The organism is Staphylococcus simulans (assembly GCF_002994445.1).
Lineage (GTDB): Bacteria > Bacillota > Bacilli > Staphylococcales > Staphylococcaceae > Staphylococcus > Staphylococcus simulans_B.
On sequence record NZ_MRZJ01000002.1, the window covers coordinates 201,735 to 216,984 of the forward strand.

A 15,250-nucleotide genomic window follows, 5' to 3' on the forward strand; every position below is an offset into this window, starting at 1 on the left:
AAAAAGATGTGGAAAATAAAAAATAATGAATAAAAGGTTTAATATGTCAACTTTAGAGTGTATATATAAGTATGGGTCTTAACATTTATGACAATAAGTATTAGAATTAACAGTAAGACTATTTTTTTATTGCGTGGGGCAAAAAAGACTAGTCTTCAATATTTACGGTTTATATAAAAACAGAGGTTATGGAAATGAGTTGAATCTTTAGAGACTTTTTTGTTTCTAAAGGGAGTGAGATGCAACCGCAATATTGTTGCATTGTTCATCTAAAGATTGCTTAATTTCAAAGACTATTATGTTTTCTACATACTTTCGTATAACAGAGAGCATAGCAGCGTGACATCGTGAGTGCGTGCGACCTTTGCATGACCGCCAACCCTCATCAATTGGCCAGGTATGCATTAGTCGGTATGTCATCAGCTTAAACACATTTGCTAGACCTCAGAATATAGGGGTGATTATATGCAAGACCATCTTGTCCTTACTTTAGACGGGAAAGACTATCTTGTGGAACCAGGTACGAATCTTCTCCAGTTCATCAAATCTAGAGATACATTTGTGCCGTCAATTTGTTATAACGAATCGTTAGGGCCGATTGAAACTTGTGATACATGTGCGGTAGAAATCGATGGTAAAATCGAGCGCGCATGCGGAACAACAATTGATCGACCAATGGTCGTTAACACGACAAACAGCGATGTGAAAGCATCTCAAAAGGAAGCTTTAGATCGCATTTTAGAAAAACACATACTTTATTGTACAGTGTGCGACTACAACAACGGTGACTGCGAAATCCATAATACTATGGATGAATTCGGTGTTCAGGAACAATCATATGAATATAAAGACAAAGGTTATGAGAAAGACTTCGGTCCTTTCTACCGTTATGACCCAAGTCAATGTATTCTATGCGGCCGTTGTGTAGAAGTTTGTCAAGATGTGCAAGTCAACGAAACGCTATCTATTGACTGGGAACGCGAACAACCGCGTGTTATCTGGGATAACGACGTATCTATCAACGAATCATCATGTGTATCTTGCGGACAATGTGCGACAGTATGTCCATGTAACGCAATGATGGAAAACCACATGGTGGGTGAAGCTGGTTATATGTCAGATACTGAACCAGGTACTTTAGCAGACATGATTGACTTGACTAAAAAAGCAGAACCAGGTTACGGTCCGTTATTTGCTATTTCTGACTCAGAAGCAGCAATGCGCGAAGAACGTATTGAGAAAACGAAAACAGTATGTACATACTGTGGTGTGGGATGCTCATTCGACGTTTGGACAAAAGACCGTGAAATCCTTAAAGTTCAACCGCAGCACGATTCACCAGCAAACCGCATTTCTAGCTGTGTGAAAGGTAAATTCGGTTGGGATTACGTCAACTCTGAAGAGCGTTTGACAAAACCGTTAGTACGTAAAGGCGACGAGTTCGTTGAAGTTGAATGGGAAGAAGCATTGAATGTAATCAGTGAAAACTTCTTGCGTATCAAAGAAGAACAAGGTGCTGATGCATTATCATTCATCGCTTCATCTAAAGGTACTATTGAAGAATCTTACCTTATGCAGAAATTATCAAGACAACTTGGTACAAATAACGTCGACAACTGTTCACGTTATTGCCAAGCACCTGCGACAAAAGGTTTATTCCGTACAGTAGGTCACGGCGGCGACTCAGGTTCAGCGGATGATTTAATGATTGCGAAAATGGTTGTTTTAGTAGGTACAAATACAGCTGAAGCACACCCTGTTATCGCATCTAAAATCAAACGCGGACACAAACTTTACGGCAACAAATTACATGTCTTCGACATTCGTAAGCATGAAATGGCAGAACGTGCCGACAAATTCTATCAACCTAAACCAGGTACTGACTTAGTTTGGATGGCAGCTGTCACAAAATACATCATTGATAATGACCTTCAAGATCAAGCATTCATCGATGAATGGGTAGACAATTTCGATGAATACTACAAATCATTAGCACCATTCACAATGGAATTTGCGGAAGAAGCAACAGGTATTCCTAAAGAAGACTTGATTCATTTCGCACATGAAATGGTAGATTCTGAAAGTGTAAGTATTGCGTGGGCTATGGGTGTTACACAACAAGACATCGGTAGTGATACAAGTACTGCAATTTCAAACTTATTGCTTGCGACAGGCAACTACAGAAGACCAGGTACAGGTGCATATCCGTTACGCGGACACAACAACGTACAAGGCTGCAGTGACGCAGGCAGTATGCCGGATAAATTCCCTGGCTATCAAGATGTAACAGATGATAAAATCCGTGCGAAATTCGAAAAAGCATGGGGCGTTGAAATTCCATCACATGTCGGACGCGACAACCATCAAATGATGGAAGGTATTCACAATAATGAAATCGATGCAATGTATATTTATGGTGAAGATACAGGTATCGTGGATGCGAATATTAACTTTGTACAAGCAGCACTTGAAAAAGTCGGCTTCTTAGTTGTTCAAGATGCTTTCTTAACACAAACTGCACGCTTTGCGAACGTAGTATTGCCGGCAGCGCCATCACTCGAAAAAGATGGTACTTTCGCTAATACAGAACGTCGTATCCAACGCTTATACAAAGCGATTGAACCGCTTGGCGATTCTAAACCTGACTGGGAAATCATTCAATTGATCGCAAACAAAGTCGGCTTAGATTGGAACTACACGCATCCAAGCGAAATTATGGATGAAATGGCAAGCTTGACACCATTATTCGCAGGTGTAAACTATGAGCGTTTAGAAGGTTACAAGTCATTACAATGGCCAGTACATGAAGACGGTACAGATGAACCGACATTGTATTTAGAAGGCTTCAATTTCCCTAATAAACGTGCAAAATTCTATCCATTAACATTTGATAACTTCTTCAAACAAGATGAAGAATATGATATCCATGTGAACAATGGACGTCTCTTAGAGCACTTCCACGAAGGCAACATGACTTATCAAGTGCCTGGTATTAAATACAAAGTGCCGAATGTCTATGTAGAAATTTCTCCTGAATTAGCAGAAGACCGCGGTATTCATGAAGGTGCTGAAGTGAAATTGATTTCTTCAACGGGTGAAGTTGAATTAGTGGTTCACGTTACAGACCGCGTAAAAGGCAAAGAAATTTACATTCCTATGAATAATAATGCGGATGAAGATGGTACTGCAGGTGCAGTGAACATGTTAACAAACAGTGATGTGGATAAAGACACAGATACACCATCTTACAAACGTACATCTGCACGTATGGAAGTTATTACAAGAAGAGGTAAATCACCATTGAACCCTGCTAACTTCCGTGTAGATACAAAACGCAACCCGCAATATAGTGTTCAAGTTCAGAAAAAATGGGCACGTCCTGACTACGTGTTCCCAGGAAATCAGGTGAGACACGATGGCTGAAAATATTAGAAAAATTAGACGTATGGAAGTTTCGCACGAAGAGCAAAAAGCAAAAGACATCAATGAAGTGACGGATGCAATTGCGGAAAATAAAGATGTTATTTTAAAAGCAATTCGTTTAGTTAAAGTCTTAGATGACGCAAAAATCTTAGACGCTGGTATTGGCGCAGTCGAAAAACGCGGTGTCATCACTAAGAAAATCACAAATGAATTGAATAAAGAACACTATACAGGTCTTTTAAACAACTTAGCACCGCTTGTATTTATGCTTGGCAAAGTTGACGTTGCAGGTACAGAAGAAATGTTGGAGAAATTAAATAAAGGACTTAAAAATGCGAATCAAGCAAGTCCGAACCAACGTACTTCAATCGGCAGCTTAGTCGGTTTATTGAAAGATGATGAAGCAAACAGAAGTATTACTTACTTCTTAAATATTTTAAAAGGAATGTCTCGTTAAGTTGAGAGATTGCTTTATAAGGGCTGTTCTGCATGAGAACAGCTCTTTTTTACATATTAGAATCCTTTCACCTAAAGGGTGTTGATTTATGATAAACTTTAATAGCATTGATGCGTATTGAAATAGAAAGCAGGTGTTTTTGATGATTAACCCTAAAATACTTAAAGGGTTAGCCATTATATCGAATGTGTTTGTGGTATTAGGTTTCATCTTTTTGATTATGATGAAAGTAGTACTTGCGATTACGATGTTCGTTATAGGCTTAACGATAAGTTTAATGATGTTTAATGTTTTATTCCGCGACAGAACAGGAATGAAGTTAATTATAAATCTTTCTTTCATAATCGTAATGATTGTCATTATCGCGGCATACTTTATGTTGAAATAGAAATAATACATGAGGAGTACACTATATGAATCGAGCAGTTCGAAACCGTATTTTCAAGCTATTCGTCGGTTTGATTTTAGTCATATTTATTATTTTATTAATTATTAATGAAACCGGCTTATTCCATAAAGATCGTAATTATACGTTTGATGAAGCGGCACAACTTCAAACACAAAAAGGTGTATTGAATACTAAAGAAGACAAAGGACGTTTTGTGAATGCTTCTGATGAAGATGTTGCACAAGCTATGAAGATCAAAAATCAGCACCAAAATATCAGTTATATGGATATCTCTGAAGAGGTGCCGATGGATGAAGCAGAAGTCAATCAGATGTTAAAAGGCAAAGGTGTACTTGAAAATAAAGGCGATGCCTTCTTAAAAGCACAAGAAAAATATGATGTGAATGTGATTTACCTTGTGAGTCATGCTTTGATAGAAACTGGACATGGCCGTTCAGAACTTGCAAAAGGTATCGACTATAAAGGCAAGACGTATTATAACTTTTACGGTATCGGTGCTTTTGATGAAGATGCGATGAAGCATGGACACAGCTATGCGAAAAAGCAAAAGTGGACTTCACCTGAAAATGCCATTTTGGGCGGTGCACGTTTTGTACGCAAAGAATTCTTCGACCGCTATCAAATTTCTTTATATCAAATGCGCTGGAATCCTGCACATCCTGGTCAGCATCAATATGCCAGCGATATCGGATGGGATCAAAATATTGCAGGGATGATGGAGCATTATTATCAAAAATACGGCATCAAGAAAGATGATGTACGCAAAAATTTCTATAAATAACAGCAAGAGGGCAGCAGCCCTCTTTTTTGTAAGGTAAAAGCATAGTAAACAGGGAATATGATATGATAAATAAGAAGTGTTAAAAAGAGGTGGATTTTGAGATGAAAATAGCTATTGTCGGCGGCGGCATTGGCGGATTAACCGCAGCTGCCTTGTTGCATGAACAAGATCATGAAGTTCATGTATTCGAACAACAAGAGAAAATCAAAGAAGTGGGTGCCGGAATCGGTATCGGCGGCAATGTTTTAGAAAAATTAGGCAATCATGATATGGCAAAAGGGATTAAAAATGCAGGACAAGTTATCAAAGAGATGGAAATCTTAGATGATAAAGGACATACATTAAATAAAGCTGTGATGAAAAAAGGTACAGTCAATTTAACTTTGGCGAGACAAACATTAATTGATGTTATCGCTTCTTATGTACCGGAATCTGCGATTCATACAGGCACTAAAATTATCAACTTAGTACAAAACAGTTCGAAAGTAACATTGACGACTGAGCAAGGTGAAGCACATCATTTTGATTTATGTATTGCGGCAGATGGTCTGCATTCTATCATTCGCCAGCAAGTGAATCCAAAAGCAAAAGTGAATTATCAAGGTTACACATGCTTTAGAGGATTAGTAGAAGATGTAAGTCTATCACAACAACACACCGCAAAAGAATATTGGGGTGCTAAAGGAAGAGTAGGCATTGTCCCATTATTGAACAATAAAGCGTATTGGTTTATCGCAGTGAATGCTAAACAAGGTGATCCTAAATTCAAAGATTTCACTAAGCCTTATATCCAAGCTTATTATAATCATTATCCGAATGAAGTACGCCGCATCTTAGACCAGCAAAGCGAAACAGGTATTATCCGTCATGATATTTATGATTTAACACCGATGCAGTCATTTGTGTACGGCCGTACATTACTTTTAGGCGATGCTGCACATGCGACAACACCGAATATGGGTCAAGGTGCAGGACAAGCTATGGAAGATGCCATTGTGTTAACGAACTGCTTAAGCAAATACGACTTCAGAGAAGCATTGTCGCGCTATGATGCATTGCGTGTCAAACACACTGGAAAAGTGATTAAACGTTCACGCAGTATCGGTAAAAAAGCACAGTACCAAAACGGCTTGATGATCGGTTTACGCAATTTTGTATTAAAACGTATCCCGTCTAAGCTTATTTCTAACAAAGCAAAATTCTTATACAAAACCAAAGCTGAATAATATAGCAATCTCAATAGAGTTGAGGATAATTTATAACAGAAAATAGAAAACAGAAAGATAGATATCAGGAAAAGCAAAAGAGGTTGGGGCCGTTTGGCCTCAACCTCTTTTAACATTCATCGTTAATGCATCGAATTATTTTTTTATGATGGTTTATTCTACATCATTAACAACGAATTTAGGTGCTTTGTTTTCTTTTAAGACGTCAACTGTGTTATTCGCAACAATTTTTGCCATGCCGTCACGTGCTTCGAAAGTTGCGTTACCGATATGCGGTGTGATAACCACATTATCTAGTGATTTCAAGTCTTCTGTGATTTTTGGTTCGAATTCGTAAACGTCTAATGCTGCACCTTCAATGACTTTATCTTTCAATGCATCTGCAAGTGCCTGTTCGTTAACGATAGGACCGCGTGAAGCATTGACTAAATAAGCAGTCGGTTTCATTTGTTTGAATTGTTCTGTGTCGAACATATGATGCAAGTTATCGTTATATGCTGCGTTGATTGTTACAAAATCAGAGTTTTCTAAGAGTGTATCAAAGTCAGCATATTTCACACCTAATTCACGTTCTTTATCTTCTTTGCGGTGCGGGCCAGTGTAAAGAACATCCATATCGAAAGCTTTGGCACGTTTTGCGACTGCTGAACCGATTGCACCTAAACCTACGATACCGATTGTTTTGCCTGAAACTTCTCTACCTCTGAAGAATAGAGGTGCCCAACCGTCAAAGCCTTTTGTACGTGAAAGTTGATCGCCTTCAGGAATGCGGCGTGCTACTGCAAGGACTAATGCGAAAGTAAGTTCTGCAGTAGAACGTGTTGAAACTTCTGGTGTATTTGTTACATAGATACCTTTTGATTTCGCAAAATCGATATCTACGTTGTTGAAGCCAGCGCCGTAGTTTGCGATGACTTTCAGATTTTCTCCTGCTTCAATCACATCTTTGTCTACGTTTGTAGATAAGATACTGATTAATGCATCTGCATCTTTTACACCGTTTTTCAATGTTTCTTGGTCCACAACACCTGGACCGTCATACATATCTACCTCAATGTTGTTTTCTTTTAGGATATCTAACCCTACTTGAGGGATGGGTCCTGCAATATAGACCTTAACCATACAAAACACTCCCTTTCTTTACTTATATATTAAGTATATTAGAAGGAAGAACGATAAACAATTAATACACTGTGATTAACTTTTGCATTATGAAATTAATTTTAATCCGACAGAAGAGACAACAATCAAACCGATACAAAGAATGCGCCAGAAGTTTTTAGATTCATTGTAGAAAATCATACTGATAATCGCACCGCCACCGGTACCGATACCTGTCCATATAGCATAAGCAGTACCCATCGGTATAGATTTCATCGCAAGAGATAAGATACTGAAGCTGAAGATAAATGCGATACCTAATAAGACGATATAGAATTTTTTACCGGTACGATTTAATTCGTTTAATAAGATAACGCCTGCTATTTCGAAACAACCGGCGATAAATAAGAAAACCCAAGCCATTATTGTGAACCCTCGCTTTCTGTTTCATCTGTGGAGAGTTTCAGTCCGATAATACCAATCAGCAGTAGTACTATAAAGAAGAGTTTGGTAAAACTGAAAGGATCTCCGTAAAAGACCATATCGATAATAATCGTACCGACAGTTCCGATACCGACGAAGATGGCATAAGCCGTTCCGACAGGTAAAGATTTGCAGGCATTGATGACGAGTGCGAAACTGATAGCAATCATAATGAATGTGACGCCCCAGCTTAAGACAGAATCCGCATTTTTTATACAATTGACCCAAATGATTTCAACAAGACCTGCCAAGATAACTTTGAACCAGCGCATATCGATTCCTCCCTCTTTTTTTAATCAATACTGTCTATTCTCTCAAATTAGGCATAACCTTACAATCAACATGTTTTAAATTATTGATATTTGAACAAAAGAAAAAACAGCACAATGTGCTGTTTAAATTTATTTGATGAAGCGGATAGTCAATGGAATAACATAATCTTCTCCATTATATGCTTTCACGGCTGCGATAATTGAGAAAATAAAACTTAATAGTGCGATAATCGGCGCAATGACAAATCCAATCAAAACGAACATCAATAATAGAGAAACAAAAGACCATATTATATAAGAAATAAAATAATTGAAGTAATTTTTAGCCGTTTGATTAATGAAATCAGATTCTTGACCTTTTAACAACCAAATAATAAGCGGTCCGACAACGGTTGTAAAGAAACTGAGGACATAAATCAAGCATGCGAATGTACGTGCATCGGGTGTGGGAAACTGTTGATACTTTTCTGTAGTGTCATGGTGCAGCTCTGTTGTTTCGTCTTTCATCAAAGTATGCCTCCTAAGTATATGGTAGATTAAGTATAAGAAAATTCATTTAGCAATTCACTCTATTCATTATTATACCAGTACAAGAGTAATGCGTATATCCATCACTATAAATATGAGAAATTTAAAGAAAATGGTCGGGAAACAAATTTATATTTTATTATTTGCTTAATCATGTTACGATACTTATAATACACCGTTTAACCGTCACAGAAAACTGTTGTTGTGCATGTTCAGACAGACACAAGTTCCTATGTTTTCTGTTTTATTTTTGTTAAAGACGGTTAGATAGTTAAGGCAATATTTTTTACTTCGAGAGCCGTACTTCACTTTATTTTTTGCAATAAAGCGCTTGTGCGGTTTTTCATAATCACGATAAAACAGAGAAAGAAGGTATACAGTTATGAAAATTGCAATTGTAGGATCAGGTAACGGGGCTGTTACTGCAGCGGTAGATATGACAAGTCAAGGGCACGACGTTAAGTTGTATTGCCGCAACGCATCCATTGAAAAGTTCGATAAAGCTATTGAGCAAGGCGGCTTTCATTTTAATAATGAAGGGGAAGAAAGCTTTGTCAACTTTACGCAAGTCAGTGATGACATCGAAGAGGTAATCGAAGGGGCAGAAATTATTCAAATGATTATTCCTTCAACGTTCATCGAATATTATGCGCGTATTATGGCACCGTTTGTGAAAGATGAACAGATTATCTTTTTCAATATGGCCGCAGCCATGGGTTCAGCACGTTTTATTAATGTATTGGAAGATGAATACATTGATGTGCGCCCGCACTTCGCAGAAGCGAATACTTTAACTTATGGTACACGTGTTGATTTTGAAGAAGGTATTGTCGACTTATCATTAAATGTACGAAAAGTCTACTTCACATCTTATTATCAAGAATACTTAAGTGATGACTTTGAAAAAGTAGAAAAAGTTTATCCGCAAATCATCAAAGAAGAAAACTTATGGAAAACTAATTTAGAAAACGGCAACCCAGAAGTACATCCCGGCCCTACACTCTTAAATGTGGGACGTATTGATTATTCTGGCGACTTCTCTTTATATAAAGAAGGGATTACAAAACATACCGTACGTTTATTGCATGCGGTTGAATTAGAACGTTTATCTTTAGGCAGACGTTTAGGGTTTGAATTACAGACGGCTAAAGAAGCACGTATTCAACGCGGTTATTTAGAAAGAAAACACGAAGATGAGCCGTTGAATCGTCTGTTTAATGAAAGTCCTGTCTTTTCTCAAATTCCAGGACCGAATCACGTAAAAAACCGTTATTTAACTGAAGATATTGCTTTCGGATTGGTATTATGGTCAAGTTTAGGTCGTGAACTAGGGGTAGAAACACCTAATATTGACGCGATTATTGTAATTGCTTCAACAATCTTAGAACGTGATTTCTTTGATGAAGGTTTAACGATCGATGAGTTAGGCAGAGATAAAGTTGGATTAGATTAACAATTAAACAAGGGGGATAATGTATGAAAAGAATGCCGACATTACTTGAATCAATTTCTACAATTGTCGTTATGATGATTTTGGTAATTGTAGGATTTGTAGTATTTGGAATTCCGGTACAGCCGTTATTAATTATTTCAGCTGCTTATGCTGCGGTGATTGCGTGGCGTGTAGGATTGCGCTGGAAAGATTTAGAAGAGGGGATAACAGAACGGTTAAGTACTGCCATGCCGACAATTTACATTATTCTATGTGTCGGCATTGTGGTTGGGACTTGGATGTATTCAGGCACTGTACCTGCACTGATTTATTATGGTTTAAAGTTATTGAATCCTAGTTATTTCTTAGTATCTGCTTTCTTGATTTCAGCCATTACATCTATGGCGACAGGAACAGCCTGGGGATCAGCTTCAACTGCAGGGATTGCATTAATTGCGATTGCCCATCAGTTACATATTGATCCAGGCATGGCAGCAGGTGCTATTATTGCAGGCGCAGTATTCGGAGATAAAATGTCTCCATTATCTGATACAACAAACTTAGCCGCAATGGTCACAAACGTTAACATTTTCTCACATATCAAAGCGATGATGTGGACGACTATTCCTGCATCGATTATAGGGATGATTGTATGGTTCTTTGCGGGACTGAATCATAAATCAGGCGCAGATAAAAGCCAAATCAATGCTTTATTGCGTCAGTTAGAAAATGTGTATCATCTAAACTTTTCGGTATGGATTCCCGCGATTGTGATTATTGTTTGTCTTTTAATGCGTTTTTCAACAGTACCTGGCATGCTCGTGTCATGTGTTTCGGCGATTTTTGTCGGCGCATTGAATCATGGGTTTAAATTCGCGGATGGTTTCAAAGCTGCATTCGACGGCTTTAAACCAGATATGATTGTACAACAGGTCCATTTAAACGATAAAGCCTCAACATTGCTTGAGCAAGGCGGTATGATGAGCATGACGCAAGTCATTGTGACAATCTTTTGCGGTTATGCATTTGCGGGCATTGTTGAAAAATCCGGTTGTTTAACAGTAATGTTAAATACGATTAAAGACAAAGTAACTTCTCCAGGTACATTGATTTTAGTTACAGTAGTATCTGGTTTGATTATGGTCTTAGCCGCAGGCGTTGCATCAGTAGTTATTATCGTAGTAGGTATGCTGCTGTATGATATGTATGATGAAATGAAATTATCGAGAACCAATTTATCACGTACATTAGAAGATGCAGGTACGATGATCATCCCATTAATACCTTGGGGTACTTCAGGTATTTACTATACACAACAACTTGGTGTAGATGTTTATTCTTACTTCATTTGGACAGTGCCTTGTTATTTATGTGTGGTATTCGCATTGTTCTATGGCTTTACTGGATGGAGTATCAAGAAAGAAAAATCACCAAATGCAACACATTATACACAGCACGGTTAAGCTTATAAAGCTGTCTCACATGGCGTGGGGCAGCTTTTTTATTTGGATTTCTTGCATTTTCTAGTATTTTTAACATTAGAAAGGAACATATCCGGGTATAACTAATTAATGAGAGTAGTACAATTATAGTTATGCAAGAAGGATTAATTGCATTTACAATCATTGATTTTGAAAATTTAATATTAATAATGTTTAGTTGCGTACTAAAACGGTTATTAATACTATATGAATGAGGTGATTCCATGCTATATGTAGTAATACTTGTAGCGATATTACTATTGTGTCTAGGAATTCATCGATACTTCAATTTAGATAATTTAACTGTAAAATATCCTTCTATTATCTATGTAGTAATCAGCTTTATATTGTATTTTGTAGCGATTTTGCAATATAGAGTTGATTCTTCTATGTCGGAATTTTTAGCACATGAAATATTGATGACTTCAATATTCGGGTTGTTAATCTTTTGGACCTTATCTCAAAGCAACAAAACAAAAGATACAGTTGTTTATACGATTATGATTTTAATCCTATCGTTTGGTGCAGTCGCAACGACTGGACCGCAACTAGGTATTAATGCAACAGTTGAGATGTTTGTAGTACGTATTGTACTTACAGCAGGTATGGCCATAGGACTAGGCGGTTATGTCTTTTACAGACAACTTAAACGTCCAGTCTCAGAAAGCTTTCCTTTACTTTATATTTTAGCTTTCGCATTTTGGATCATGGTCGCATATTGGTTATAACTAAAATTCAGAGATAAGATAAATGAATGCCGCTAGTTTAGGTGTATAAAACCTGAACCAGCGGCATATTTTTATGTTTTGTTTCATGAATTTATGATAAAAAGGGCATAAAAAAATACCAACTGATGTAGCGAAATCAGTTGGTATCATATGCATTCAATAATTAGTGAATGTAGTTGTAGCTGCCAGCTTGTCCAGCTGAGATAGTACGTGAAGTTACAACGCCAGGACCTTGACCGTAGTTCATTTCTGAAACGTTGATTGAACCGTCACTGTTAACACTTTCAACGTAAGCAACGTGACCGAATGCACCTTGGCTAGTTTGTAAGATAGCGCCTGCTGCTGGGCTGTTGTTTACTGTGTAACCAGCACCTGCTGCTGCGTTAGCCCAGTTGTTAGCGTTGCCCCATGTTGAACCGATTTTACCGCCTACTTTGTCAAATACGTAGTAAGTACATTGACCTGAAGTGTAAAGGTTAGCTCCTGATGAAGAACGGTTTGACATAGTGCTAGTGCTTGATTTTGGTGCTGATGTTGTAGTTACTTGAACGTTGTTGTCTGATGTTGAGTATGAAGCACCTAAGCCGCCAGTACGTGGAGCTGTTGCTTGTGTATTGTAGCTAGTGTAGTTGCTGTAGTTATTGTTAGCTGTGTTGTTATTGTTGTATTGTGCATATGTTGAGTAGTCATTGTTGAATTGGTTTGCTTGGTTCCAGTTACCTTGCCAAGTGTAGTGGTAGTTACCTTGTTGGTCGATTGTGTATGAGTAGCTGTAAGAATATGGATCGTTAGGGTTGTATCCATTATTTTGTGCTGCATCTGCATCGTTGTGAGATAAAGTTAAAGCAGCGATTCCTAAGCCTGCTGTAGCGATTGTAGTTGTAGCGATTTTATTCATAATTAAATATCCTCCTAAAGATAATAAGCTAATTTTAATTTTATTAATAAATCTCGTGACTAGATTTACATTTCTTCATAAGTTTCGTTTATTTGTTTCGTGCTCTTAACGACAAGACTTACTTTACCAAAAAAAATCTGGTTTGTGTGGGTTGTTATCGTTTTGTAATTTAGTTCTAATAATTATGTATTTGCATGTAATAAGCATTAAAACGACGATGAATGCTTAGGAAGTTGATGTCATCGCTTTTTTAACAATGTTAATCTAATGTAAATGACATGAATATTACAGCTTTGTAATATTACAGAAAACTTTAAAACATAATTTAAGGTGAAAATATGTTGATTTGTATTTACTTCACAGACGAATTTAAGTGGTGATTAAGTGTAAATTGTCCTTCTTTTAATTGTACTTAATCTAACGCAGAACATCTGATTTATTAGGGGTTTTAAAGAAATAGATTGTGTTTCTTCTTATATAAGAGAGAAAAAATTTTTCCAAATCAGAGGGTGTAAGCACAAAGTATTGACTTCATTCTGAAAGGAGTGTATTATTTAAGTATAAAAATTATACCTAGAGAGGTGAACTAAAGTGAAAATAGAAATTGGAATGACATCCTTTGCAGACAACACTGAAATTCATACAGTAAATGGCGTTCAAGAAAAAATATCAGCCGCACAACGTATCCGTAATATAGTAGAAGAAATTCAACTTGCGGATGAAGTCGGACTTGATTTTTACGGATTAGGCGAACATCATCGTTCAGATTATGCCGTATCTGATCCGGTATCTGTACTTGCCGCAGCCGCACCTTTGACAAAACATATTAAATTAAGTACTGCCGTGACAGTTTTATCTTCAGATGATCCTGTTCGTGTATATGAACGCTTCGCAACATTGGATGCGTTGTCTAATGGACGTGCTGAAATCATGGCTGGCCGAGGCTCTTTCATAGAATCCTTCCCGCTATTCGGCTATAATTTAGATGATTATGATCAATTGTTCGTTGAAAAGCTTGAACTATTGAAACGTATCAATCAACATGAGATTGTTAAATGGGAAGGCGGTTTACGTCCAGCAATCGACAACTTAGGTGTATATCCTAGAGCAGTGCAAAAGGAAATTCCAATTTGGCTGGCAACAGGAGGCACACCAGAGTCTTCAATGAGAGCTGCAGAATTCGGTTTGCCGATTATGTACGCAATTATCGGAGGCAATCCAAGACGCTTCAAACGCAACATTGCTATCTATCGTGCAGTTGCTGAAAACAGAGGCTACAGCAGAGAACAAATGCCGGTAGCAACAAATTCATGGGGTTATATTGCAGATACTGATGAAGAAGCTCAAAAAGAGTTTTATGTTTCTACAAAAGTAGCACATGATATTATTGCGAAAGAACGCAACTGGCCGAAATACGACGAAGCACATTTCCAACGTGAAATCAGCGATGACGGTGCGATGTTTGTCGGCAGCCCTGAAACAGTAGCTAAAAAGATGATTGCTGTGATAGAAGAATTGGATATTGATCGCTTTACGCTTCACATCCCTCTAGGTTCAATGCCTCACGACCGTGTAATGAACGCAATTAGATTATACGGAGAAAGGGTAAAACCAATTGTAGAGGAATATTTCAATAATAAATAAAGGAGATTGTATTATGTTATTACGTTATTTAAACAATATTAAAATTGCTAAGGAATTATTGCAGGCTTCAGAACCTAAATTAAAAGGCGACCCAGGTATGAAAGATACATTCGAAAATGTATTCGGTCTTGATTCTAAATGGGTAACTGTAGCAGGTGCACTTGAAGCAGCAAGTGGTTTAATCTACTTATTAAGCTTCGGAAACAAAAAAATGACAAACGTTGCTTCAGTATTAGCAGTAGGAGTATTAGGTGTTGCTATCTATAAACACTACGAAGCTGGTCACGGTAAAGAAGGCGCTAAACACGCTACAGACTTAGTGAAATTAGCAGCATTATCTTCTGCTGACACAATTTCATTCTGCAAAAAATAATAGTATTTAAATAA

The 15,250-nt window shown here is 37.5% G+C and carries 15 protein-coding genes; 10 read left to right on the forward strand and 5 right to left on the reverse strand.

Annotated features, from left to right (window positions below):
- Positions 1 to 465: 465 nt before the first annotated feature.
- From fdhF to C7N65_RS04325, 5 genes are all read left to right on the forward strand, one after another.
- Positions 466 to 3,423: a formate dehydrogenase subunit alpha gene (fdhF, locus tag C7N65_RS04305; RefSeq protein WP_105993246.1), complete on the forward strand. Its 2,958-nt coding sequence runs from the start codon at positions 466 to 468 to the stop codon at positions 3,421 to 3,423.
- Positions 3,416 to 3,880 carry a DUF1641 domain-containing protein gene (locus C7N65_RS04310; protein ID WP_105993247.1) on the forward strand — a complete coding sequence of 155 codons (465 nt, stop codon included), beginning with the start codon at positions 3,416 to 3,418 and terminating at the stop codon, positions 3,878 to 3,880. The genes fdhF and C7N65_RS04310 overlap by 8 nt, the downstream gene beginning before the upstream one ends.
- Positions 3,881 to 4,022: 142 nt before the next feature.
- A complete protein-coding gene (locus tag C7N65_RS04315; RefSeq protein WP_105993248.1) occupies positions 4,023 to 4,268 on the forward strand; it encodes a hypothetical protein in 246 nt (81 codons plus the stop codon).
- 25 nt (positions 4,269 to 4,293) lie between these two features.
- A complete protein-coding gene (locus tag C7N65_RS04320; protein WP_105993249.1) occupies positions 4,294 to 5,070 on the forward strand; it encodes an N-acetylglucosaminidase in 777 nt (258 codons plus the stop codon).
- Between the two features lie 101 nt (positions 5,071 to 5,171).
- Entirely contained in the window at positions 5,172 to 6,296 is a 1,125-nt protein-coding gene (locus C7N65_RS04325; RefSeq protein WP_105993250.1) for an FAD-dependent monooxygenase, read from the forward strand.
- A 153-nt stretch (positions 6,297 to 6,449) separates the two neighbouring features.
- On the opposite strand, the gene C7N65_RS04330 is transcribed toward C7N65_RS04325, so the two are convergent.
- The 4 genes from C7N65_RS04330 to C7N65_RS04345 all read right to left on the reverse strand — a co-directional run bounded on the left by C7N65_RS04330 (position 6,450) and on the right by C7N65_RS04345 (position 8,659).
- Positions 6,450 to 7,418, reverse strand: coding sequence for a 2-hydroxyacid dehydrogenase family protein (locus tag C7N65_RS04330; protein ID WP_105993251.1), 969 nt, complete (start codon positions 7,416 to 7,418; stop codon positions 6,450 to 6,452).
- 87 nt (positions 7,419 to 7,505) lie between these two features.
- Positions 7,506 to 7,820, reverse strand: a complete 315-nt coding sequence (locus tag C7N65_RS04335; RefSeq protein ID WP_105993252.1) for a DMT family transporter — start codon at positions 7,818 to 7,820, stop codon at positions 7,506 to 7,508.
- Positions 7,820 to 8,152: a DMT family transporter gene (locus C7N65_RS04340; protein WP_105993253.1), complete on the reverse strand. Its 333-nt coding sequence runs from the start codon at positions 8,150 to 8,152 to the stop codon at positions 7,820 to 7,822. Before C7N65_RS04340 ends, C7N65_RS04335 begins: the two co-directional genes overlap by 1 nt.
- A 129-nt stretch (positions 8,153 to 8,281) precedes the next feature.
- Entirely contained in the window at positions 8,282 to 8,659 is a 378-nt protein-coding gene (locus tag C7N65_RS04345) for a DUF4870 domain-containing protein (protein ID WP_105993254.1), read from the reverse strand.
- Between the two features lie 403 nt (positions 8,660 to 9,062).
- On the opposite strand from C7N65_RS04345, the gene C7N65_RS04350 reads away from it, so the two are divergent.
- The 3 genes from C7N65_RS04350 to C7N65_RS04360 all read left to right on the forward strand — a co-directional run bounded on the left by C7N65_RS04350 (position 9,063) and on the right by C7N65_RS04360 (position 12,321).
- A complete protein-coding gene (locus C7N65_RS04350; protein ID WP_105993255.1) occupies positions 9,063 to 10,133 on the forward strand; it encodes an NAD/NADP-dependent octopine/nopaline dehydrogenase family protein in 1,071 nt (356 codons plus the stop codon).
- Positions 10,134 to 10,156: 23 nt separating this feature from the next.
- Positions 10,157 to 11,575: a Na+/H+ antiporter NhaC gene (gene nhaC / locus C7N65_RS04355; RefSeq protein WP_105993256.1), complete on the forward strand. Its 1,419-nt coding sequence runs from the start codon at positions 10,157 to 10,159 to the stop codon at positions 11,573 to 11,575.
- A gap of 407 nt (positions 11,576 to 11,982) precedes the next feature.
- Complete coding sequence (locus tag C7N65_RS04360) at positions 11,983 to 12,321, forward strand: hypothetical protein (protein ID WP_234019049.1); 339 nt, start codon at positions 11,983 to 11,985, stop codon at positions 12,319 to 12,321.
- A 163-nt stretch (positions 12,322 to 12,484) separates the two neighbouring features.
- Here C7N65_RS04360 and C7N65_RS04365 read toward each other — a convergent pair whose 3' ends face one another.
- The gene (locus tag C7N65_RS04365; RefSeq protein WP_105993258.1) at positions 12,485 to 13,219 is read right to left on the reverse strand and encodes a CHAP domain-containing protein; all 735 of its coding nucleotides are present in this window, start codon (positions 13,217 to 13,219) and stop codon (positions 12,485 to 12,487) included.
- 591 nt (positions 13,220 to 13,810) lie between these two features.
- On the opposite strand from C7N65_RS04365, the gene C7N65_RS04370 reads away from it, so the two are divergent.
- Together C7N65_RS04370 and C7N65_RS04375 are read left to right on the forward strand one after the other, a co-directional pair.
- On the forward strand, positions 13,811 to 14,863 hold the full coding sequence (locus C7N65_RS04370) for an LLM class flavin-dependent oxidoreductase (RefSeq protein WP_105993259.1): 1,053 nt from the start codon (positions 13,811 to 13,813) through the stop codon (positions 14,861 to 14,863).
- A gap of 13 nt (positions 14,864 to 14,876) precedes the next feature.
- Positions 14,877 to 15,236 carry a DoxX family protein gene (locus C7N65_RS04375; RefSeq protein ID WP_105993260.1) on the forward strand — a complete coding sequence of 120 codons (360 nt, stop codon included), beginning with the start codon at positions 14,877 to 14,879 and terminating at the stop codon, positions 15,234 to 15,236.
- The last annotated feature ends 14 nt before the right edge of the window (positions 15,237 to 15,250 follow it).